24 protein-coding genes and 1 pseudogene are annotated in these 21,275 nt (G+C 43.9%); 21 read left to right on the forward strand and 4 right to left on the reverse strand.

Annotated elements, in window-relative coordinates; all coding sequences use genetic code 11:
* Window positions 1-99 precede the first annotated feature (99 nt).
* From H532_RS18765 to H532_RS0112120, 10 genes are all read left to right on the forward strand, one after another.
* Window positions 100-1,140, forward strand: a complete 1,041-nt coding sequence (locus H532_RS18765; RefSeq protein WP_051263303.1) for a branched-chain amino acid ABC transporter permease — start codon at window positions 100-102, stop codon at window positions 1,138-1,140.
* Window positions 1,137-1,913, forward strand: coding sequence for an ABC transporter ATP-binding protein (locus tag H532_RS0112080; protein ID WP_027725691.1), 777 nt, complete (start codon window positions 1,137-1,139; stop codon window positions 1,911-1,913). Before H532_RS18765 ends, H532_RS0112080 begins: the two co-directional genes overlap by 4 nt.
* Entirely contained in the window at window positions 1,913-2,641 is a 729-nt protein-coding gene (locus tag H532_RS0112085; protein ID WP_027725692.1) for an ABC transporter ATP-binding protein, read from the forward strand. Before H532_RS0112080 ends, H532_RS0112085 begins: the two co-directional genes overlap by 1 nt.
* Before the next feature lie 22 nt (window positions 2,642-2,663).
* On the forward strand, window positions 2,664-3,455 hold the full coding sequence (locus H532_RS0112090) for a fumarylacetoacetate hydrolase family protein (RefSeq protein WP_027725693.1): 792 nt from the start codon (window positions 2,664-2,666) through the stop codon (window positions 3,453-3,455).
* Entirely contained in the window at window positions 3,452-4,195 is a 744-nt protein-coding gene (locus H532_RS0112095) for a fumarylacetoacetate hydrolase family protein (RefSeq protein WP_027725694.1), read from the forward strand. Before H532_RS0112090 ends, H532_RS0112095 begins: the two co-directional genes overlap by 4 nt.
* A 31-nt stretch (window positions 4,196-4,226) precedes the next feature.
* Window positions 4,227-4,619, forward strand: a complete 393-nt coding sequence (locus H532_RS0112100) for a 5-carboxymethyl-2-hydroxymuconate Delta-isomerase (protein WP_027725695.1) — start codon at window positions 4,227-4,229, stop codon at window positions 4,617-4,619.
* 372 nt (window positions 4,620-4,991) lie between these two features.
* A complete protein-coding gene (gene hprK, locus H532_RS0112105) occupies window positions 4,992-5,933 on the forward strand; it encodes an HPr(Ser) kinase/phosphatase (RefSeq protein WP_027725696.1) in 942 nt (313 codons plus the stop codon).
* Window positions 5,934-6,064: 131 nt separating this feature from the next.
* The gene (ppaX, locus tag H532_RS0112110) at window positions 6,065-6,709 is read left to right on the forward strand and encodes a pyrophosphatase PpaX (protein WP_038112354.1); all 645 of its coding nucleotides are present in this window, start codon (window positions 6,065-6,067) and stop codon (window positions 6,707-6,709) included.
* Window positions 6,710-6,722: 13 nt separating this feature from the next.
* Window positions 6,723-7,244 carry an acyltransferase gene (locus H532_RS0112115; protein WP_027725698.1) on the forward strand — a complete coding sequence of 174 codons (522 nt, stop codon included), beginning with the start codon at window positions 6,723-6,725 and terminating at the stop codon, window positions 7,242-7,244.
* A gap of 11 nt (window positions 7,245-7,255) precedes the next feature.
* Window positions 7,256-7,456, forward strand: coding sequence for a hypothetical protein (locus tag H532_RS0112120; RefSeq protein WP_027725699.1), 201 nt, complete (start codon window positions 7,256-7,258; stop codon window positions 7,454-7,456).
* 9 nt (window positions 7,457-7,465) lie between these two features.
* Here H532_RS0112120 and H532_RS0112125 read toward each other — a convergent pair whose 3' ends face one another.
* Together H532_RS0112125 and cax are read right to left on the reverse strand one after the other, a co-directional pair.
* A complete protein-coding gene (locus H532_RS0112125) occupies window positions 7,466-8,164 on the reverse strand; it encodes a DUF421 domain-containing protein (protein WP_027725700.1) in 699 nt (232 codons plus the stop codon).
* 290 nt (window positions 8,165-8,454) lie between these two features.
* Window positions 8,455-9,519, reverse strand: a complete 1,065-nt coding sequence (gene cax / locus H532_RS0112130) for a calcium/proton exchanger (RefSeq protein WP_081412455.1) — start codon at window positions 9,517-9,519, stop codon at window positions 8,455-8,457.
* A 187-nt stretch (window positions 9,520-9,706) separates the two neighbouring features.
* Between cax and H532_RS18770 the strand changes: the two genes are divergently transcribed.
* The 7 genes from H532_RS18770 to H532_RS0112165 all read left to right on the forward strand — a co-directional run bounded on the left by H532_RS18770 (window position 9,707) and on the right by H532_RS0112165 (window position 16,534).
* Window positions 9,707-11,224 carry a tetratricopeptide repeat protein gene (locus H532_RS18770; RefSeq protein WP_051263307.1) on the forward strand — a complete coding sequence of 506 codons (1,518 nt, stop codon included), beginning with the start codon at window positions 9,707-9,709 and terminating at the stop codon, window positions 11,222-11,224.
* Window positions 11,225-11,535: 311 nt separating this feature from the next.
* Window positions 11,536-12,486 (forward strand): thioredoxin-disulfide reductase, encoded by a 951-nt coding sequence (gene trxB, locus H532_RS0112140; RefSeq protein ID WP_027725702.1) that lies wholly within the window; start codon window positions 11,536-11,538, stop codon window positions 12,484-12,486.
* A 346-nt stretch (window positions 12,487-12,832) separates the two neighbouring features.
* Window positions 12,833-13,291 (forward strand): 8-oxo-dGTP diphosphatase, encoded by a 459-nt coding sequence (locus H532_RS0112145; protein WP_027725703.1) that lies wholly within the window; start codon window positions 12,833-12,835, stop codon window positions 13,289-13,291.
* Window positions 13,292-13,327: 36 nt separating this feature from the next.
* A complete protein-coding gene (rapZ, locus tag H532_RS0112150) occupies window positions 13,328-14,209 on the forward strand; it encodes an RNase adapter RapZ (protein WP_038112357.1) in 882 nt (293 codons plus the stop codon).
* The gene (locus tag H532_RS0112155) at window positions 14,206-15,159 is read left to right on the forward strand and encodes a gluconeogenesis factor YvcK family protein (RefSeq protein ID WP_027725705.1); all 954 of its coding nucleotides are present in this window, start codon (window positions 14,206-14,208) and stop codon (window positions 15,157-15,159) included. Before rapZ ends, H532_RS0112155 begins: the two co-directional genes overlap by 4 nt.
* A 71-nt stretch (window positions 15,160-15,230) precedes the next feature.
* The gene (whiA, locus tag H532_RS0112160) at window positions 15,231-16,175 is read left to right on the forward strand and encodes a DNA-binding protein WhiA (protein ID WP_027725706.1); all 945 of its coding nucleotides are present in this window, start codon (window positions 15,231-15,233) and stop codon (window positions 16,173-16,175) included.
* Window positions 16,176-16,276: 101 nt separating this feature from the next.
* Window positions 16,277-16,534 carry an HPr family phosphocarrier protein gene (locus tag H532_RS0112165; protein WP_027725707.1) on the forward strand — a complete coding sequence of 86 codons (258 nt, stop codon included), beginning with the start codon at window positions 16,277-16,279 and terminating at the stop codon, window positions 16,532-16,534.
* Window positions 16,535-16,615: 81 nt separating this feature from the next.
* On the opposite strand, the gene clpP is transcribed toward H532_RS0112165, so the two are convergent.
* The gene (gene clpP, locus H532_RS0112170) at window positions 16,616-17,206 is read right to left on the reverse strand and encodes an ATP-dependent Clp endopeptidase proteolytic subunit ClpP (RefSeq protein ID WP_027725708.1); all 591 of its coding nucleotides are present in this window, start codon (window positions 17,204-17,206) and stop codon (window positions 16,616-16,618) included.
* A gap of 267 nt (window positions 17,207-17,473) precedes the next feature.
* Window positions 17,474-17,788, reverse strand: coding sequence for a heavy-metal-associated domain-containing protein (locus tag H532_RS0112175; RefSeq protein WP_027725709.1), 315 nt, complete (start codon window positions 17,786-17,788; stop codon window positions 17,474-17,476).
* Window positions 17,789-18,361: 573 nt separating this feature from the next.
* On the opposite strand from H532_RS0112175, the gene H532_RS0112185 reads away from it, so the two are divergent.
* From H532_RS0112185 to H532_RS0112200, 4 genes and pseudogenes are all read left to right on the forward strand, one after another.
* Window positions 18,362-18,595, forward strand: coding sequence for a hypothetical protein (locus H532_RS0112185; RefSeq protein WP_027725711.1), 234 nt, complete (start codon window positions 18,362-18,364; stop codon window positions 18,593-18,595).
* A gap of 127 nt (window positions 18,596-18,722) precedes the next feature.
* Entirely contained in the window at window positions 18,723-19,514 is a 792-nt protein-coding gene (locus H532_RS0112190; RefSeq protein ID WP_027725712.1) for a class I SAM-dependent methyltransferase, read from the forward strand.
* A gap of 53 nt (window positions 19,515-19,567) precedes the next feature.
* Window positions 19,568-20,875 (forward strand): ABC1 kinase family protein, encoded by a 1,308-nt coding sequence (locus tag H532_RS0112195; protein ID WP_027725713.1) that lies wholly within the window; start codon window positions 19,568-19,570, stop codon window positions 20,873-20,875.
* A gap of 196 nt (window positions 20,876-21,071) precedes the next feature.
* A pseudogene (locus H532_RS0112200) lies at window positions 21,072-21,275 on the forward strand (IS5/IS1182 family transposase); the annotation flags it as partial.

Raw genomic sequence — 21,275 nt, forward strand, 5'->3', positions numbered from 1 at the left:
CCATGAATTGATTGACAGGTAAAAACAATTGGTGCAGATTTCCGGAGAAAATGCGAGTAATTTTAAGAAAAACTTTATTTTATAGAGGGAGGGAATAACATGAACGGAAAATTTAACCATTATCGTTCTTTATGGACAGGGTCTTCCATCACCCTCTTAGTATTGTTATTACCCATTCTTATACCATCAAATTATATTTTGAGCATTATGATAATGATAGGCTTTTATACGATTGTCTGTACAGGATTAACATTATTGATGGGTCAGGCTGGACAAATCTCCCTAGGCCATGCAGCCTTTTATGGCATTGGGGGTTATACCTCGGCTATTGTTAGTACAACGTTGGGTTGGTCGCCATGGTTAGGAATATTGATTGGGATGATTGTTTCGGCAATCATTGCATTAATTATTGGCACTCCTACTTTAAAACTTAAGGGTAACTATCTGGCACTTGCGACATTGGGATTTGGTGTTATTATCTTTGTCTTTTTTAAAGAATTAAAAGGACTAACAGGTGGATTAAATGGATTTTATGGAATCCCGTATCTTAATCTATTTGGCTACTATTTAGACAGCGACTTTGGATTCTATTATTTAATTTGGCTGGTAGCAATTTTGGGAATAGTTTTCGCCAGCAACATGATCCGCTCACGAGTAGGGCGGGCATTAAAAGCAGTACATGACAGTGAGATTGCAGCCAATACGCTTGGCATTAATGCTCAAAAGTATAAACTACAAGTTTTTGTGATAAGCGCGGTTTATGCATCGGTCTCAGGAAGTCTCTATGCTCATTACGTTACTTTTATCAATCCGGAATTATATGATGTTATGCCATCGATTACTTATTTAATTATGGTTGTGATTGGTGGTGCAGCGACAGTTTGGGGAGGGGCTGTTGGCGCAGCTATCTATGTTATATTAGGCGAATTACTTAAGGAAATTATTCCCTACTTTACGGATACCACTGGGGAATACCAGATTGTATTTTTCGGTATTCTGCTTATCCTTATATTAATTTATATGCCAAATGGTGTAGCCCCAATTTTGAGTAAGGGGTGGCAGATTGTTAGCCGCCAAAAGCACGCGGTATCCACCACGAGTTTGAAAAAAACTGAAGTGGCTGGCGGTGATGGTTCGTGACGACACAGGCTTTTTTAAAAGTCCAAAATCTTTCTAAATCCTTTGGTGGAGTGACTGCCGTACAGAATGTCTCATTTTCCATGGAAGCGAATGAAATTGTAGCACTCATTGGACCAAATGGGGCCGGTAAAACGACTGTATTTAATTTGATTTCGGGCATCATTCCTAGCAGTTCAGGACAAATTCACTTTTTAGATAAGAACATTACCAATAAAAAACCGTTCCAGATTGCACAAATGGGTATAACTAGGACATTCCAAAACCTACAAATTTTCCGTTCGATGACTGTTCTTGGAAATGTAATGACCGGGCAACACATTCATTTAAAATCAGGGATTTTTCAGTCGGGATTTCGTTTTAGCAGTGTACATCGTGAAGAGAAGGAAGCTCTTGAGAAAGCTATGGAATGGCTGAAACGACTGAATCTCGATGAATTGGCTTATATGAATGCCGCTACACTGCCCTATGGTATGCAAAGGCTAGTTGAAATAGCTCGGGCGGTAGCATCTGAGCCAAGTTTAATTTTGTTAGATGAACCAATGGCAGGTTTAAATGCGGAAGAATCACGCCAAGTGGTCGATGTTATTTTAAAAATGCGCGAAGAGGGCATTGCCTTTCTCTTTGTTGAACACGATATGGAGACCGTCATGACACTGGCTGATAAAATAATCGTTTTAGATTATGGAAAAAAGATTGCAGAAGGATCCCCTGATGACATTTCCAAGGACCCGAAGGTTATTGAAGCCTATTTGGGTGCGGAGGCAGATGAATGATGTTAATTTTAGAAGATATCCATACCTATCACGATTATCTCTATGTTTTAAAAGGGATTTCTCTTGAAGTAAAAAAGGGTGAGATTTTTGCAATCGTTGGTTCTAATGGCGCTGGTAAAAGTACCCTACTGGGGACGATTGCAGGAATTTTCCACCCCAAACAAGGAAAAATTTTTTTAAACGGAACTGAAATTACAAACACCTCTGCCGAAAAAATCGTACGAAAAGGTATCAGTTTAGTACCGGAAAGAAGACAAATCTTTGATACATTAACGGTGGAAGATAATCTACGATTAGGTGCTTATCACCGTTATCGAAAAGAAAAGAAAAAAGTTGAAGAAGATTTACAGCAAATTTACTTGCTGTTTCCAAAACTTAAGGAACTGAAAAACCGACTAGGTGGTTTATTAAGCGGCGGTGAACAGCAAATGCTAGCGATTGGACGGGCGCTGATGGCCAAACCTTCGTTAATTATGTTAGATGAGCCTTCACTAGGTCTGGCTCCGCTCATTGTTCGCCACATTATGCAAAATCTCGTAAAACTGCGCGATGATTTTGAAACGACGGTGATTTTAGTGGAGCAAAATGTTAAGGCTGCATTGAAAATTGCAGATAGGGCGTGTGTTTTGGAACGCGGTAAAATTTCCATAGCAGGTACAGCTAAAGAATTGAGCGAAAATACCGCCATAAAAGAAGCCTATCTCGGTCAAAAAAAGGTGCAACCGTAGATCGAGAAAAGGAGGGGCTTGAATGGTAAATTGTATCATTAGGCTTTGCGGCCGAGCACAACCATATGAGGCAACTTTAAATATAAATGAAAATAAACTAAAGCTTCATAATGAATGGATGACGATCGATCATTTCGCACTTGATATACCGATTACAGGAACGGTTTACGGTACGTTGCTAAATTATAAAGGGGCCATTTCAAAGTTAGGAGAGGCCGTCTACGAAATTCCTTATAAAAAACCTCCCGAAGCGCCTATATTATATATGAAACCGGTTAATACGCACCTTGCTCATGGTGCACCGATTCCTTTACCCGCAGATGTTCAGGAGTTGGAGGTTGGGGCGGCACTGGGCTTAGTGATTGGCCGAACAGCTTGCCGGGTAACGAAGGCTTCCGCCTTGGACTATATAGCAGGGTATACTATCGCAAACGATGTGTCAGTACCGCATCGAAGTTATTATCGACCTGCGATTCGAGAGAAAGCACGCGACGGTTTTTGTCCGATCGGCCCTTGGATTGTTGAAAAAGCAGCGATTAAAGATCCGAATAACATCGGTATTCGTGTTTATGTTAACGACGTTCTTTGCCAAGAAAATACAACAGCCAATCATATTCGTTCCGTTGAGGAATTATTAGCTGACGTGACCGCCTTTATGACCTTATTTCCGGGGGATGTGCTTTTAACGGGTGTTCCCGAAGGTGCTCCGTTAATTGGCGCTTACGACCGGGTGCGGATTGAGATTGACGGTGTTGGTGTACTGGAGAATCCGGTTTACCCAGAAAATAAAAGCATGGAAGGGGAAAACCAATGAAAAGAGCACGAGTGGCCTATGCAGGTGCCATTCATGATGCGGTTGAGGTTCGAGGGATGCTTCAGCTTGAAGATGGGCGGCTCGTTAACCAAAAAGATGTGGTTTGGCTCCCTCCTGTTCAGCCCCACACGATCTTTGCATTGGGACTGAACTATGCCGATCATGCAAAAGAACTTGCTTTTCAAACACCAGACGAACCCCTCGTTTTTTTAAAAGGTCCCAATACATTACTCGGGCATCGCGGTGTAACACGCCGCCCTGCAGCTTGCACTTTTATGCATTATGAATGTGAGTTAGCAGTGGTTATGAAATGTTCGGCTCGCCATGTCAAGGCAGAAAAAGCTTTTCACTACATTGAAGGTTATACCGTTGCAAATGATTATGTTGTTCGTGATTATTTAGAAAATTATTACCGACCGAATTTTCGAGCCAAAAATCGCGATGCGGCAACGCCCATTGGGCCATGGCTTGTTGATGTTGAAGATGTCGGTGATCCAATGGATTTAACACTCCGCACATTTGTAAATGGTCAATTGATTCAAGAAGGTTCTACAAAGAATATGATTTTTAATATACCATATTTAATAGAATACTTAAGTGGTTTCATGACTTTAAACGCTGGTGATGTCATACTAACGGGAACTCCGAAGGGAGCGGTTAACGTGGAAGTAGGCGATGTGGTCGTTACTGAGATTGAGAAGGTAGGAAAATTGGAAAATATGATCGTTGGTGAAGATTGAATCAATCAAAATTATAAGGGGGAGTGTTCAATTGCCCCATTTTATCGTGGAGTATACCGATAATTTGAAGATAGACGGCCGAATTCCTGAGCTGCTTAAAAAGGCGAACGCCATTTTAATAGGATTTCAACATATTTTCCCTGTCGGCGGTATTCGGTCAAGAGCCATAGAATTACATGATTATTGCGTTGCCGATGGTACGGAAGATGATGCCTTTGTCCATGCTACATTAAAAATTGGAGGAGGCAGATCCGTTGAGGATAAAAAAGAAGTGTGCGACCAATTGTTTGCCATGATGAAGTCCCATTTCGCACCATTGTTTACACAACGCTATTTGGCTTTATCCCTAGAACTTTTCGAATTCCAAGAAGCAACATATAAATTTAATAACATCCATAAAAGATATAAAACAACGGAATCATAGTCATTTAGGTAACGATCAAGAAATGGATAATTAATCTGTATAATGGAGGCGCCGAAAAGGAGCCTTTTTTATGTTTCCAGATAGTTAAACTTAAAAGAAGATCGCCTTAAACCGCCATTCGACAGATCTCCCCTTTCAATGCGGATAAAACCCTTTTTCGAACGTCGACAATATTTAAACGACAAAAAGCGGTCCATCAAATAGTTTGTACAATAACAAAATCAATTATGGGACACTTTGACGCAGCATTATTAGGACAAACAAAAACCTGATGTAAATGCGATCCGTCGTGATGATGCTTCTTTGAGGAATTTTTGATAAAATATACAGTAATCATTTTTTGAATTTCGGATAGGAAACGAAGGGATAACTTTGAATCAGGTTACGGTGAGAGAGCTTTTGAACCATTTCCCGCTTGAGCTGGCGGCCGGGCGGGAGGGATTGGATCGCTTGATTACTACAAGTGACATTTCGCGGCCAGGGCTTGAGATGGCCGGATTTTTTACCTATTATCCAGCAGAACGCATTCAATTGCTAGGGCGCACCGAAATCACGTTTTTTAACTCACTGCCGCGCGGGGAACGGATTGACCGCATGGAAAAACTTTGCACGATTGACACGCCATGTATTATTTTATCTCGTGGCATGGATGTTCCAGAAGAATTGAGGACTGCTGCTGAAGAAAGCGGTGTGCCCGTTTTGAAGTCAACGTTAAAAACGACACGCCTCAGCGGGATGCTGACAAACTACCTTGAAGCAAGACTCGCTCCGATGACATCCGTGCATGGCGTTTTAGTAGATGTTTACGGCATCGGCGTTTTACTCACTGGTGCAAGTGGCGTTGGGAAAAGTGAAACGGCCCTCGAACTCGTTAAACGCGGTCACCGGCTTGTTGCCGATGATTCTGTTGAGATCCGGCAAACGGGTGAAAACGAACTGGTTGGCAATGCGCCAGAGCTCATCCGCCATTTGCTTGAGATTCGCGGCCTTGGCATCATCGATGTCATGACGCTATTTGGGGCAGGTGCGGTGCGAAATTATAAAAAGATCTCAATGATTATTCATCTGGAATTATGGGATCCGAAAAAAATGTATGATCGTCTGGGTCTTGATGAAGAGCGTGTCAAACTCGTTGATACGCTGTTGCCAAAACTGGTCATCCCAGTCCGCCCGGGGAGGAACTTAGCCGTCATTGTAGAAGTGGCCGCGATGAATTTCCGGCTCAAACAGATGGGGGTTAATGCTGCTCAACAGTTTTCGGAACGACTTAATAGCGCTATTGAAGATAACCAAGATCATAAGGAGTTTCAATGAAGATGGCCAAAAGCGGGAAAATCTAAAAATGATTTTGGGTTAATCCCACTTTCCGTTACCGGCCTATTAAACTTCATGATCGCACTCATGTGAAGAGATAAATCTATGGAAAAGAAAGAAGAGGTCACAGCATGATCAACACCATTTTATTTGATTTAGATGGCACACTGATCAATACAAACGATTTGATCAAAGCCTCTTTCATGCATACGTTGAATCACTATTATCCGAACCAATACACAGAAAAGGACATCATCGCGTTTTTCGGCGAACCGCTTGAAGTGAGCTTCCGCCGGGTGGATCCGGAACGTGTGGAGGAATTGACGCGCTTTTATCGAAAACATAATAAAGAAAAACATGATGAATATGTAAAGGAATATCCAAATGTGAATACGACTTTGGCGGCGCTTAAGGAGAAAGGGTTTAAACTAGCCGTTGTGACGACGAAGCGGTGGGAAACGGCAAAATTGGGGCTCCGCTTTGCCAATATGACCACGTTTTTTGACACGATCGTCACGATGGATGATATTCAAAATCCGAAACCCGACCCAGAACCCTTGCTTTTGGCTCTGGAAAGACTTGGTGCTACACCTGAAGAAGCCGTCATGGTTGGCGACAGCCCGTCAGATATCGAAGCAGGCCAGCGCGCTGGCACGAAGACGGTGGCTGTGTCGTGGACGATTAAAGGGGTTTCCGCTTTTGATGCGGTTCATCCGGATTTTATCATTGACGATATGAGTGAATTGCTCGGGATTGTTAGCGATTTGAACAAATAGGGGAATGATGAGCGTGCGGCAAACGACGCGTTATCCGGTAAAAGGGGCGAATTCGCTTTGGCAGTTATATAAAACCGTCTCTTTTTTTAAAGTTGTCAAAAACGTTTTTTTCATCATGATCGCCCGTTATACGCCTTTTCTTGGGGTGAAAAACTGGATATACCGGACGTTTTTGCGGATGAAGGTCGGTCAGCAAACGGCTTTTGCCTTCATGGTGATGCCTGACATTCTTTTTCCGGAAAAAATCACTGTGGGCAAAAATACCATCATCGGTTATAACACGACGATTTTGGCGCATGAATATTTGGTTGATGAGTATCGTCTTGGTGACGTCGTCATCGGAGATAATGTCATGATTGGTGCCAACTGCACGATTTTACCAGGTATCAAAATCGGTAGTGGCGCCGTGGTGGCGGCTGGAACCGTTGTCCATAAAGATGTGCCGGAAGGCTGTTTCGTTGGCGGAAATCCTATGAGGGTCATCTACACCAAGGACGATTATTTAAAACATAAACAAAAACTTACACAATCGTAAGGATGGTCATCATGGAGCGGGAGAGGATTGTCGATCATTATCATCATTGTGCCTCATGCCGCCACTTTGGGCACCGGGATGAGAACGGCCGGAAAATTCCGATGTGCCTCCGGCTTGGCTACCGCACAAACCCTTCTTATCAATTCAACTGTTGGGACCCAAAACCACGCGTCAAGGCTGCCCTAGAAAAGAAGCTCCGGAATACCGATTAAGGTCTTACCTTAGTTGGCTTCCGGAGCTTTGTCCATTAAATCCACATACAGTGTCCCGTCTTTTTGTAATTGGGCGTAAAACACCTCGCGAACGTCGGGGATGCCGTAGTGAGCAAGCTGCTGTTTGACCCACGCTTCAGTGATGCCGGTTCTATGTAAGTTTTCCATCAGTAACTTTCCGTCAATAATCAAATCAGTTGGGATGAACCCGGTGGTGGCAGCCGGGATGCCAAGATCCTTTTTGGCTGGTGATTGATGTGCCTCCTTTTTCAATAACGACAACTTACCATCGGTCTCGATGATGGCGTAATCGACTTCGTTAACGGTAAATACACTTTTTTCCCTCAGCATCATCATCAGCTGCTCCATATCCAGGTGTATGCGTTTTAACGTGTTCTTTAAGACTTGGCCGTTTTTGATGACGATGACGGGCTCGCCGTCAAGAAGGAGTCGCATTCTCCGGGATTTGATGTCAAGGAGGCTGATCACTAAGGTGAGGGTGACCCAACCCACAAGAGCCAGGGCGGCATCCCAGAGATTTTGGCTTCGGTCCATGGAAATGGATGAGGCAATGGTACCGATCGAAATACCCGTGATATAGTTAAAAAAGGTTAAATTACTTATTTGTTTTCGGCCGAGTAAGCGCGCGAAGAAAAGTAAGACAAAAAAGGTGATGACGGTTCGTGCCGATATTTCCCAAAAATGCATGGTGCACTTCCTTTCTTTTGTTATTCTTGGTGATGCGCCTATATTTATACATGCTTAATTTTTCTGAAAGGGCATAGGCCGTTTGTGATTCTCAAACAAAAAAACAAGCGCCTTTTATAGTGCGCTTGTTTTTGGATAGACGGTACCCTCGTGGCTTGCGATAGCTTCATCGGCTCAAACTGCAGGGCGATTTTTTGGCCTTTTCATTACAGAGCAACAGTGAAGATTGATAAAATTCCATGGCGTTCTTCGGCGTCGCCTTCTCCTCAATGGACGTGTGCCCTTATGTTTTATAATAAGAAAAACCCGAAGCCCATGATGACGTAAGCGGCGAGCAACATGGCGCCTTCGAACCAGTTCGTATCACCGTCTGAGGTGATGCTGATCGTTAATAAAACCGCCAAAACCATGGCGACAAGCTCGGTCACCGGGAAAACGAGCGGCATGAACACATGTAAACCCCAGGAAACCAATACGAGAATCGGAGCGACAAACATGGCGATTTGTAATGTTGAGCCAATTGCAATTTCCACCGTCACGTCCATTCGGTTTTTATACGCCATGACGATCGCTGACGCGTGTTCAGCAGCATTACCGACAATGGCAACGATGATGATCCCAATAAACAGTTCCGTCCAGCCGAATGATTCGGCGACCGTCGAAATAGCGCCGACTAAATGCTCGCTGATGATCGCGACAACAACAGTAGTGATCCCGAGAATCACGATGGAGCGTCCAACACCCCATTCCGGTTGTTCATCATGGTGGTCTGTTTGTTCATCCCCGGGCTCCAAATAAACGCCGCGGTGTGTGACCAACCGGAAAAAGAGGGAAAATAAATAAATTAAAATCATGATGATGGCGATCACTGTGCTAAGAATTTTTATGTCAAAACGATCCATTTGTGTGGCAAAAACGGCTGGAAAAGCAAAAGAGACGATAATGGAAAAAATTAAGATACCAGCTGAAAGCCTTGCGTTATGTACGTTAAAGGCTTGTCTCTTGAAACGCATCCCGCCGACAAAGATGGATAATCCGCCGACTAAGAGCAAGTTGCCGATGATTGAGCCGGTGATCGATGCGGTGACGACACCGATCAGTCCTTCTTTTAGAGCGAAAAAAGAGATAATGAGTTCCACAGCATTACCAAATGTGGCGTTCAAAAGACCGCCGATACTCGATCCGGCAACGATAGCGAGCGATTCGGTGGCGCGTCCCATAAAGCTAGCCAACCCGATGATCGTGACGCAATAAATTATAAACATTGGAATCTCCGGCCAATGGAGAAAGCCACCTACAAGAGAAATTGGCGCACCAATAAGCGTTAGCCAAAAAAAGATTCGATTCAACGAAATATCCTCCTGTTCAGTAATAATGAATCTGCCACACGGATATGCATACGTGTTCACTGCAAATGAGGTTCCATTAATCTATTTACCCTTTGGTTCCCAAAAAAATGTTAAAGTTCCTTTTCCAAATTGTAAAGTGTGATATAATTTTTATAAAAAGTATAATGGGCTAGTGTTGGGGGAAAACAAAAAAGTGGAGAGATCGAGAAAAAAAGCAAGGATTATATCATTTATTCCAGATGGGGAATATTATTATCAAAAGGGGATCACAGCTTATCAAAAAGGGGATCTCTATCGGGCTAAAAAATTCGTGGAACGTGCGATAAACTTTAATCCAAGTGAACCGGAATATCTATGCCAAGAAGCGGCCATCTTAGCTGAATTGGAACGTTACGAAGAATCCAATGAATTATTAAGAAAAGTAGTCTCCGAAATCGATCAAACGATGACGGAATGTTATTTTTTTATGGCCAATAATTATGCTTACCTTGGCCGATTTGAAGAGGCCATCCGCGTCTTAAAGAAATACTTTTCGCTCGACCCACATGGTAGTTTTATTCAAGAGGCAAGAGAGCTTTATCGGATGCTGTCCTTGGAATCTCAATCCGCTTTATACGAAGAGGAAGGCTTTATTGCCGATCATGAAAGAGCTCGGAAAGCGCTGGAAAAGTGCCAATACCAAAAAGCGATCGATCTCTTTAAAAAGGTGATCCAAGAACAGCCGACTTTCTGGGTGGCCTACAATAATTTGTCAGTCGCTTATTTTTCAATGGGCCGACTGACGGAAGCGTTTTCCACTCTTCAACAAGTCATCGCTAGTGACCCCGGTAATATCCCTGCGATTTGCAATCTCGTTACCTTTTATCTTCAACTCGACGATCGAGAACAAGTTGCGGAATGGACGCCCGTTTTGGATAAGCTTTATCCTTTTTTTCCGGAGCATCGGAGCAAGCTTGGGGCGACCTATTTCTTTCTTGGAGAATATGAAAAAGCATACCGCTGGTTGCGTTCGGCAGCGCGGTCTTGCACCCATTGGGATCAACCTTTTTATTTTTGGTATGCCATGACGGCATACAATCTTGGCCGAATGAATGAAGCCATGAGAATGTGGGAAAAGGTTGACTTTTTTAGTGAAATGCCTTTTGATCCGCTTGATTACGGGCAAGTTGTCGACTTGTTTAAAGCCGGAGAAGGGCTTGCTAATCCCTTCGTTTCATCGATTATTGACCACGAACTCAAGAGAGGTGGTTCAGCCGCCAAAATCTGCACCTTATTTTATTTGAAAGCGGCATGTGGTGAAGGCGGCCGGGAGAAGCTTACGGCGTTTTCTCAGGATATGCGCAACGATAAAACGATGCGGATCATTGCTGAAACCCTTCTACATCATGAAAACGATCCGCGGCTTTTAATCATGAAGGAATTAGAAGCGAAGTGGGGAGGAGGCCTCCCGCTCGTCGAACATTACCAGGTATATGATTGGTGGAGCATTCTTTTTCAACATATGGGACAAGCCTCATTGTCCCCCGAAGAGATTCAAGCCTGGGCGGCTTCGCTTACCTATCTCTTGAATAAAGACCTAGACATCAAGACATCTCAGAAAGCTGTGGCCCAGCAACATGGCATCAGCGTCTACCGCTTGCGTAAATGTCTAGAGAAATGGAAAATATTTGTTCAGCAATACGTAGGTAAAAGCTTGAAATCTCGCGGGTAAAGTTTCAAAAATAAATCTTCTATAAAACGGGAATTCAATCATCGGATTCGGAGAGTAACTCCAGGAGGACAGCTTAGGCTGTTCTCCTTTTTAAACGGGTAGGAAAGCTACCATTTTTTTCTAAGTCAGCATAAGGACAACGTTAGCTCCGCTTTGTTTAACAAGTATGATAGAGACAAGTGGTAAGGTTTGGGTAGAAATACAGGTGCATTCCATTGGACTTTTTCGGGTCCCCTCGTTTAGCATAGAAACAGAACATCGTGTTAAAAATAAAAAACAATGAAAAAACTAAGGAAAAAGGATGAACGGAAATGGCCAGTACCGATAAAATATACGATGTCATCATTGCCGGTGCGGGGCCGGCGGGATTAACCGCTGCGGTCTATGCTTCCCGCGCCAACTTGGACACACTTATGATTGAACGCGGTATTCCCGGCGGACAGATGGCGAATACCGAAGATGTCGAAAATTACCCTGGATTCGAATCCATTCTTGGCCCAGAGTTATCTGATAAAATGTTTCAACACGCGAAAAAGTTCGGGGCTGAATACGCTTATGGGGATATTAAAGAAATTAAAGATGGCCCGGAATACAAAACCGTGATTGCCGGCGACAAAGAATATAAAGCTTATGCCGTCATTGTGGCGACGGGTGCCGAATACAAAAAATTAGGTGTGCCCGGTGAGGAAGAATTGGGCGGCCGCGGCGTGTCTTACTGTGCGGTATGTGATGGTGCTTTCTTTAAAGGTAAAGAATTGATCGTGGTCGGCGGCGGTGATTCGGCCGTGGAAGAGGGCGTTTACTTAACCAAATTTGCCTCTAAAGTCACGATCGTCCATCGCCGTGACCAATTAAGAGCCCAACCCATCCTTCAAGAGCGGGCGTTCAAAAACGAAAAGGTCGATTTTATCTGGAACCATACGGTCAAAGAAATCCATGAGGTGGACGGGAAAGTCGGTAAAGTGACACTCGTTAATACGAAGGATGGTACGGAACAGGAAAAAGCGGTGGATGGGGTCTTTATCTATATCGGCATGTTGCCCCTCAATCAATCCGTTAAGAACTTAGGAATTACGAACGAAAACGGCTATATTGTGACTAATGAGCAAATGGAAACGAAAATACCCGGGATTTTTGCCGCTGGTGATGTCCGTGAAAAAGAATTGCGTCAAATCGTGACGGCAACAGGCGACGGTGCCATTGCGGCGCAAGCGGCTCAAGCTTATGTAGAGAAAATCAAAGAGAAAATCAAGGTCAAATAAAAACGTTACCCTTTTTTAATTCCTATGTAACAGCTATGAAATAAACAGTAGGTATGATAAAGATAAGAAATTGACCCCCTTTTAATACACCTTTTAAGGCTGACTCATAAGCGGTCTTCTTCCCCAAGATAATGGTTCATGTTTTCGGAACCACACAATATGGTGGGGTATGACTGTTGAGTCAGCCTCTTTTTTGTGTTTTAAGAAGGCTATCGGAAACGATCGATGGTGATTGGTGCCTGATAAGGCTTCTGAAGCGTATATTTTTGGGAAAGTGGAAAAGGATTATTTGGAGCTCACCTCTGGAAATAGTATAATTGAAGTGAGAGAAAATGAGGTGAATGGCATGCGCCGTGTCACGAATTGTTTATTGCGCGACGGCGATCGCGTGCTTTTATTACAGAAGCCCCGGCGGAATTGGTGGGTGGCTCCGGGTGGGAAAATGGAACTCGGTGAAACCGTAAAGGATGCCGTCATTCGCGAATTTCGCGAAGAAACCGGGCTATATTTGTTGAACCCTGTGCTTAAAGGCATTTCTAATTTTATTATGAAGGATTCGAAGGACGCATTGTCCGAATGGATGATGTTTACCTTTTACGCCGACCGATATGAGGGACGGTTGCTGTCCGAAAGCGAGGAAGGCATTCTTGCTTGGCAGCCGATTGAGACGTTTCAGCAACTCCCAATGGCAGAAGGTGACCGCCATCTTTTGGATTATATGCTGCAAGGTGAAGGCATTATCTTCGGTACTTTTCATTACACGGAAGATTTTCAACTGCTAAGCTACCGATTAGACCCATCTTAATTTTTTAAAAGTGGCTGACTGAAATGGGGTGAGAAGATGGGGAAGGATATTCAAGTCATTATCATTACCGGCATGTCTGGAGCAGGAAAGACGGTTGCCGTCCAAAGTTTTGAAGACCTTGGTTATTTCTGTATCGATAATTTGCCGCCGACCCTCCTGCCGAAATTTATTGAAATGATTGAGGACGCCGGTGGAAAATTTGATAAACTGGCGCTCGTCATGGACCTTCGAGGACGCGAATTTTTCGATTCGCTTTTTTCAGCGATTGACGCCATTGATGCCGGCGACCATGTTAAACCGCAAATTCTATTTCTTGATGCGAAAGACCAAGTATTGGTTCGCAGGTATAAAGAAACGCGCCGCTCACACCCACTGGCTCCAAGAGGTTTGCCCCTTGATGGGATTCAGCTTGAAAGAAAAATACTTGAGGAAATCCGGGGGCGGGCGCAATATTACATTGATACAACCGATATTAAACCGTCGGAGTTGAAAGAAGAAATCTACCGGATGTTCGGCGACCAACATGAACCCCGCTTTTATGTGAATGTGATGTCATTCGGTTTTAAGTACGGGATACCCATTGACGCCGACCTCGTCTTCGATGTTCGTTTTTTACCTAATCCCTATTATGTCGAACATATGCGGGAACGCACCGGGTTGGACGAGGATGTCGCGGATTATGTCTTAAAATGGTCGGAAACAAAACGGTTTTTGGAAAAACTGAACGACTTGCTTCAGTTCATTTTGCCGCAATATAAACGGGAAGGAAAAAGCCATCTGGTGATCGGAATCGGGTGCACGGGCGGCAAACACCGATCCGTTGCCCTGGCAGAATATATCGGAAAGCAAATTGAACCGATGTTCCCAACGAAAGTTTTCCACCGGGATATCAATAAAGGAAAGGCTAAAACATCATGACTTCGAACAATCCGAATGTGGTCGCTATCGGCGGCGGAACAGGTTTATCAATGTTACTTAGAGGACTTAAGGAAAAACCGATTGACATCACGGCCATTGTCACGGTGGCCGATGACGGCGGGAGTTCTGGACGGCTGCGAAATGAATTGCAAATGCCGCCTCCGGGAGATATCCGCAATGTCCTGGCGGCTTTATCGGAAACCGAGCCGCTTTTTGAAGAGTTGTTGCAATACCGCTTTCCAAATGGAAATGGTCTTTCAGGGCATTCAGTCGGTAACCTTTTACTTGCCGCTTTAACGAATATCACTGGCGATTTTGCAAAAGGTGTCCGGGAATTAAGCCGCGTCTTAAATGTTCGCGGAAAGGTCTTGCCTGCCGCCAACCAAAGCATTATGCTTTCGGCGGTTATGGTCGATGGAACGATTGTGGACGGGGAATCCAATATTCCACGACACGGGGACAAAATTGCCAAAGTGTATTTAACGCCTAGTGATGTGGAACCACTCCAGGAAAGCATTGACGCACTCCGTGAGGCCGATTTAATCATCATCGGTCCCGGAAGCCTTTATACGAGCATCCTGCCGAATTTACTCGTACCGAAATTAGGTGTTGAAATCTGCCGCTCGAAAGCGAAGAAGGTTTACGTCTGCAACGTCATGACCCAAAAAGGGGAAACGGATCATTTTACGGCATCGGATCATGTCCGCGTGCTTCTCGACCACATTCCAGATGACTGCCTCGACACGGTCATTGTCAATCATCAATCCGTTCCGCAGCAAATTTTAAAAAGGTACGAGATGGAAGGGGCCGAACCCGTTTCTTTGGATCGTAAAAAGCTAGAGTCATTTGGACTTAAGATCATTAGCGACAATCTTATCAAGTACGACCAATCCGTCATCCGTCACGATGAGAGAAAATTGGCGAATCTCATCATGCAGCTTTTGCCCTAATCGTACTTGAAACGGGAAGCGATGCGAGCTTTCATTAGACGGACAACGTCAATAATAAGGGGGGATAGTGAATGTCCTTTGCGGCTGAAACAAAAAGAGAATTAACGCAGTTAAAACCCGATGCGTGTTGCGCCAAAGCGGAATTGGCGGCTCTGATTCGCATGAGCGGCTCAATGTCCATTGCGAATCACCATATGAATTTGGATATATCGACAGAAAATGCTGCCATTGCCCGGCGCATTTATACGCTGATTAAAACGGTGTTCGACTATCCCGCCGAAGTTCTCGTCCGTAAAAAGATGCGTCTCAAAAAGAATAATGTGTATATTGTCCGAATGAAAGAACATGCCCAAACGATGCTGACCGATTTAAAAATTATCAATGACGCCTTAATGTTTACTCGAAAAATCGACCCCTCCTTAATTCAAAAGGATTGTTGCAAAAGAGCCTATATGCGCGGAGCGTTTTTAGCCGGTGGGTCCATTAACCACCCGGAATCATCGTATCACTTGGAGATTTTCTCAAGTTACGAAGAGCATACGGCGTCATTGGGTGAGCTGCTTAACAGCTATGACTTAAAAGCTAAGATGCTCCCCAGAAAAAACGGTTATATCCTTTATATAAAAGAAGGCGAAAAAATCACGGAATTTTTAGGGTTGATCGGTGCACACCAAGCCCTTCTTTATTTTGAAGATATTCGGATTGTGAAAGACATGAGAAATTCGGTCAACCGCCTCGTGAATTGCGAAACCGCCAATCTAAATAAAACCGTGGGTGCGGCCATTAAACAAGTGGAAAATATTCGGCTCATTGAAAAAGAAATCGGCCTCGACCAACTTCCGAAAAAACTGCGGGAGATTGCGGAAGCCCGTCTCAATCATCCCGATGCGACCTTAAAGGAACTTGGCCAGTACATCAATGGGGAAGCCATCAGCAAATCCGGCATCAATCACCGCTTTCGGAAACTGGCGGCGATTGCCGATCAATTGAGAAAAGGTGAAAAGGAAAATCAATGACTTATTCACAAAAAAAGTCATTGATTTCCCACTATTCTCATAGTACTATATATAATTACATAGCCATCGGAAGTACGTATCGTTTGGAAAGGAAGAGAGTCATGGTTGAAGAAAAAGTCACGGTTAAGTTGAAAGGTGGATTGCAAGCGAGGCCGGCAGCTTTATTTGTTCAAGAAGCTAATCGTTTTCAGTCAACCATTCACTTGCAAAAAAACGAAAGCGTTGTCAATGCCAAAAGCATAATGGGGATTATGAGTCTTGCTGCCGCACATGATGACGAGCTTTTGCTTAAAATTAACGGCCCGGATGAACAAGAAGCGTTTAAGCATTTGAGAGCCTATTTGGAAAATGAAAAATAAAAAGGTTGACTCAGCGCTTTGAACTTACCCCGTCGAGGTGACAGCGGGTGTTCAGTGCAGGCGAGTCAACCTTTCTTTCTATTATTTTTTCTTATTCGGCACCAACACTTCATCAATGAGGCCGTAAGCTTTGGCGTCTTCGGCACTCATAAAATTGTCGCGGTCGGTATCGCGGTTAATGACTTCGATCGGTTGGCCGGTGCGTTCCGAGAGAATGCGGTTGATCGTTTCGCGCATTCTTAAAATGCGGCGCGCATGAATTTCAATGTCCGTGGCTTGGCCTTGCGTACCGCCGAGCGGTTGATGGATCATGATTTCGCTGTTTGGCAATGCAAAGCGTTTGCCTGGTTCACCGGCTGCCAGCAGGAAAGCCCCCATGGATGCCGCCATCCCAATGCAGATCGTCGAAACTTTGGCGTTGATATGCTGCATCGTGTCATAGATGGCCATGCCCGCTGTAATCGACCCCCCGGGGCTGTTTATGTATAATGAAATTTCCTTATCCGGGTTTTCGGCTTCAAGGAACAGCAATTGGGCAACGATGGCGTTAGCGACATTATCATCGATGGCTGTTCCTAACATAATGATGCGGTCTTTTAATAACCGGGAATAAATGTCATAAGCCCGTTCGCCGCGATTGGTTTGTTCGATAACCGTTGGAATTAGTGGCATAAAACACCCTCCTCTAATTTCAATCCGAAGGCCATTCGGATTGTCGTTTCTCTTTTCATTTTATGCAAAACCAATGTTTCTTGTGTACATCATAACCCATTGGTCAAAAAAGGTCAAATAAAACGTTCTTTTCCCGATAAAAACCATCCTGCCCAAAATGCCGGTCTTTCAAACCCGGTATGTTAAAGATTTAATACAAAAATGGTTGACCGATGAGGCGCCATTTCGAACTGGCGGCCTTTCTCAGTCAACCTTATGGAATCACTTTTACTGTTTGATGCTCCTTACGGTAAAACCGGCTGCTTCTAGAGACCGTTTAATCCATTCGGGCTGCATGTACTGGCTGTTGTATGTGACCGTGACGGAATTGGATTCGGGGTGGAGTTGATATTCTTTAATACCGATAATTTTACTCAAGGCATCTTCCATTTTTGCGGTACAATCTTTGCATTTGAGGTTGACACCTGTAAACGTGGCGACGCTGCCTTGTGCTTGTGTTTTTTCATTGGCACGGCCATCCACAAGGACAATCGTTAATATCGTCACAAAGCAGACAATCCCAAGAATCAACCATTTCCGCATCACACTTGCCCTCCTTTACTTGTCTTTTATTCTTAGCTTCAACGGCAAGAGTTTTTTTATGCATGGGTGAAACCGAATAACTTGCGACTTACTGTTTTATGTAAAGTGGACGTCGTTGGCATAAAGTCAAAAAAGAAGACGAAGTGAGGGGGGATCACTTCGTCTTTCAGGGAAAGTTTTTATTTAGGGATAAGTATGAGCCGCTTAACTTGAGGTTACGTCCAAATGCAGGGGATCGTAGAATTTTTGAGGTTGACGAAATCTCAAGCATCGGCTGTACCTTAGGGTCACTGTCAGTATACCATGATGGGAGCGCTTGTCCTAAACTTTGAAAAAAATTACACAACCCGTCGAGAGCCGCTGCGAATGAAAGGACGAAAGGTTCGCCGCCCGCATTTTCCATTCGAGCTCCCATCTTTTAATTCATCCGAGAATTATCCATATTATCATGGAATTCTTCCCATTTCATGGCCTGGATCACTTTTTATCAGTGGGGGTGCGTGCTATTCTTTTTATGGTCAGGCTTAGAACTTTACTTTTTTATATAAAAAGGTGTAAAAGGAGGCGTGCAAATTGAAAACCCTATCAGTAAGCAAGAAACTTTTGAATCCTATTGTCTTGCCAGGAATGGGGAAGAGCGTAGAACTGAATCATCTTACGAATGAGGAAAATCAAGACATTCGCCAAGCTTTTGCTGAAAACAACTTGCAAATTGAATTTTTAGAGGAGCCCGGTCAATACCATGCGGTCATTAATCTGTGGGCGGATCCTCATTCGATGGCGCGGATGACCCTTTTTATTAAGTAACAGAGCAGAAATCCCCTGTGTTTTGTTGCGTATTTATTAAAGGTAACTGAATGGAGTGACCTTCATCACATCATTCCTTTTTTCTAGTGGTAGGCTAAGGGTAACGAAAGATGGAAGGGGATAAATCATGCGAATTCCTAACTTTTTAACGGATGAAGGAAGCATTCTCTATAAAAATACAGTTGGTAAACAGATTTCCCCTAGAGTCGGCGACATTGTCATCGAAAAATTGGGGAAGGTCATTTGCTCTGATACGCATGAGGTTTTGGATGTGGCGTGCGGACCTGGAACGATTTCTTTGAATTTGGCAAGAAAATATCCTGACATCCACATTACGGGAATCGATGCTTCGCGTGCGATGATCGAGCAATGCCATCAAGTTGTGGAACAAGAAGGATTGAAAAATACATCGTTTATGACGATGAATGCCAATGCGATACAGTTTCCAAGCAGCTCATTTGACTGTGTGGTATGTAATTTGGCCTTTCCGTTCTTTTCTAAACCGCAAGAAAGCGTTAAAGGCATTCATGATGCTTTAAAACCCGGAGGAACCCTTTTGATCAGTGTGCCTGGTCGGAATACGTGGAAAGAATTTTTTAGTATTGCAGAAGAATTAACGGGTGGTATGCCGACATTTGCCAGACCGTTTTTAAGCAAGTTTGACAAGGCGGAAAGTTTGCCAGCCGCAATGGAAGCAGCGGGTTTTATTGACCTTGAGATCACGGCTAACCCAATACCTTTTCATTTTGAACGCGCAAGCGAGGTACTAAATTTCTTTCAAGAGTTATTTTCGTTATTAAACTATGTGCCTGATGAAATCAAAACCGATGTTGCCGAAATCATCGATTCCCGCTTCCCTAATGGGTTTACCATGCACTATGAAGCCATTATCGTGCAAGCGAAGCGGCCATTATCATAATGGTGGACGAGCTTTAATGAAAATTTTGCTGAATGGGGAAAGGTGGTGTGCAAATGATATTGCGTATCAAGCGCCGGATTTTGCTAATCCGATTAGCCTTGTCTTTTGTGTTGGATTATCGGAAAATTCAACGTTTAAACAAACGGCTATCAGGTGGAGAGCTTGAGAGGGAGGTGAACCGCATTTGTGCGAAAGCGGGAAGACGGATGCGGAACACCGCCTTTCAGATGAAGGGGATTATAGTAAAGGTGGGCCAATTCCTGAGCATGCGAAAAGATGTGTTACCAAAGGCATTTATCCAGGAACTCGCCGATTTGCAAGATGCCTTACCCGCAGAACCTTTTCAAAACATCAAACCGTTTATCGAGAAAGAGTTAAAAAAGGGTATTGATGAAGTTTTTCAAGAGTTTGATGAAATCGCTGTCGCGGCTGCTTCTCTTGCCCAAGTACATCGAGCCGTTTTAAAGGATGGGACTGAGGTAGCGGTGAAGATTTTGCGCCCACGCATCGAGGAGCTCGCTCAAGCGGATTTAGATACACTGGGATTGCTCGCCAAAGTGACCCAACGTTTTCCGTCGCTTGGCCGAAAAATGAATTTTGTTTTATTGCACAAAGAGTTCACCGAGACCATTCAGCGTGAACTTAATGGGATCAGCGAGTCCGAACACATGCAACGATTTGCTGGTATGTTTAGCGACAATCCGCAGATCGTCATTCCGAAAGTCTTTGATCGCTATACGTCCCGCCGCATGCTCGTCATGGAATATATAAATGGTGCAAGAATAACGGATCGGGAGTTGCTTTTAAAATGGGGAATAGACGGCCAGACTGTAGCGAGAGCGTTGCTTGATGCTTACTTGAAACAACTGCTTATATATGGGTTTATACATGTTGACCCACATCCAGGTAACTTGTTGATTTTGCCCGGAAATCGCATTTGCTTCTTAGATTTTGGAATGGTTGATGAACTGACGATGGAAGAGGTCCATACATTACGCAGTCTCTTAAAAAATATTCTTTTTCAAAACATCGAAGGCATTTTGTCAGCCTTCGAACGATTAGGGTTTCTCGCACCTGGGGCGGATGTCAGTCATTTAGAGCCCATCATCCATCATGTGTTGGATCGTTTAGCCGGTAAGGTTGAAGCGGGCGAGGTCCCGGAATTAAGCAACGTCGTTGGTGGACTTCAATCGTTTTTACATGATCAAAGCATTCAGCTGCAAGCGAAATATATGTTCCTGATTCGTGGAACAGGCATTTTAATCACCACCTTGGCAATATGCGCCCCTCATACCGATTGGATGGGCTTATTATTTGATGTGATGCCATCGGTGATGTCGGAACCGGTTCAAGCGGGCTAAAAATGAATCACAAACTAAAGAAAGAGTAGGTTTTCGTTTTAGGTCTTCCAACTCTTTTTTGTTTGCTATAAATTAGGGTCTACTGAATAACAAAAAAATGTTGATTTAACAAGGGTTTTTCACTTTTTTGTCGAATTTATATGCAAGGGTATGATTCGGAAACTCATCAAAAACCTTGCACTTGGAGGGACTAACTTTGTACGAACATCATGCCGATCAACTCATCCTGCCACATGAATTTTTCCTGCCGTTTGGTGGACAATTAAATCCCAATAACCGTTGGGTGGTCTTGTCTAACCTCATCCCCTGGTCAAAAGCTGAAAAAGAATATGTCAAGTCACTGGGAGACGTCAGGCAAGGACACAAGGCCTTTTCGGTTCGTTTGGCACTTGGTTCATTG

This window comes from Tuberibacillus calidus DSM 17572 (genome assembly GCF_000430685.1).
In the GTDB taxonomy this organism is placed as follows: domain Bacteria; phylum Bacillota; class Bacilli; order Bacillales; family Sporolactobacillaceae; genus Tuberibacillus; species Tuberibacillus calidus.

Excerpts from the sequence above, each read along its gene's own strand:
- H532_RS18765 (WP_051263303.1), top strand. The coding sequence starts at position 100 with ATGAACGGAAAATTTAACCATTATCGTTCTTTATGGACAGGGTCTTCC.
- H532_RS0112085 (WP_027725692.1), top strand. The coding sequence starts at position 1,913 with ATGTTAATTTTAGAAGATATCCATACCTATCACGATTATCTCTATGTT.
- H532_RS0112090 (WP_027725693.1), top strand. The coding sequence starts at position 2,664 with ATGGTAAATTGTATCATTAGGCTTTGCGGCCGAGCACAACCATATGAG.
- H532_RS0112095 (WP_027725694.1), top strand. The coding sequence starts at position 3,452 with ATGAAAAGAGCACGAGTGGCCTATGCAGGTGCCATTCATGATGCGGTT.
- ppaX (WP_038112354.1), top strand. The coding sequence starts at position 6,065 with ATGATCAACACCATTTTATTTGATTTAGATGGCACACTGATCAATACA.
- H532_RS0112120 (WP_027725699.1), top strand. The coding sequence starts at position 7,256 with ATGGAGCGGGAGAGGATTGTCGATCATTATCATCATTGTGCCTCATGC.
- H532_RS0112125 (WP_027725700.1), bottom strand. The coding sequence starts at position 8,164 with ATGCATTTTTGGGAAATATCGGCACGAACCGTCATCACCTTTTTTGTC.
- trxB (WP_027725702.1), top strand. The coding sequence starts at position 11,536 with ATGGCCAGTACCGATAAAATATACGATGTCATCATTGCCGGTGCGGGG.
- H532_RS0112145 (WP_027725703.1), top strand. The coding sequence starts at position 12,833 with ATGCGCCGTGTCACGAATTGTTTATTGCGCGACGGCGATCGCGTGCTT.
- rapZ (WP_038112357.1), top strand. The coding sequence starts at position 13,328 with ATGGGGAAGGATATTCAAGTCATTATCATTACCGGCATGTCTGGAGCA.
- H532_RS0112155 (WP_027725705.1), top strand. The coding sequence starts at position 14,206 with ATGACTTCGAACAATCCGAATGTGGTCGCTATCGGCGGCGGAACAGGT.
- whiA (WP_027725706.1), top strand. The coding sequence starts at position 15,231 with ATGTCCTTTGCGGCTGAAACAAAAAGAGAATTAACGCAGTTAAAACCC.
- H532_RS0112165 (WP_027725707.1), top strand. The coding sequence starts at position 16,277 with ATGGTTGAAGAAAAAGTCACGGTTAAGTTGAAAGGTGGATTGCAAGCG.
- clpP (WP_027725708.1), bottom strand. The coding sequence starts at position 17,206 with ATGCCACTAATTCCAACGGTTATCGAACAAACCAATCGCGGCGAACGG.
- H532_RS0112175 (WP_027725709.1), bottom strand. The coding sequence starts at position 17,788 with ATGCGGAAATGGTTGATTCTTGGGATTGTCTGCTTTGTGACGATATTA.
- H532_RS0112190 (WP_027725712.1), top strand. The coding sequence starts at position 18,723 with ATGCGAATTCCTAACTTTTTAACGGATGAAGGAAGCATTCTCTATAAA.
- H532_RS0112195 (WP_027725713.1), top strand. The coding sequence starts at position 19,568 with ATGATATTGCGTATCAAGCGCCGGATTTTGCTAATCCGATTAGCCTTG.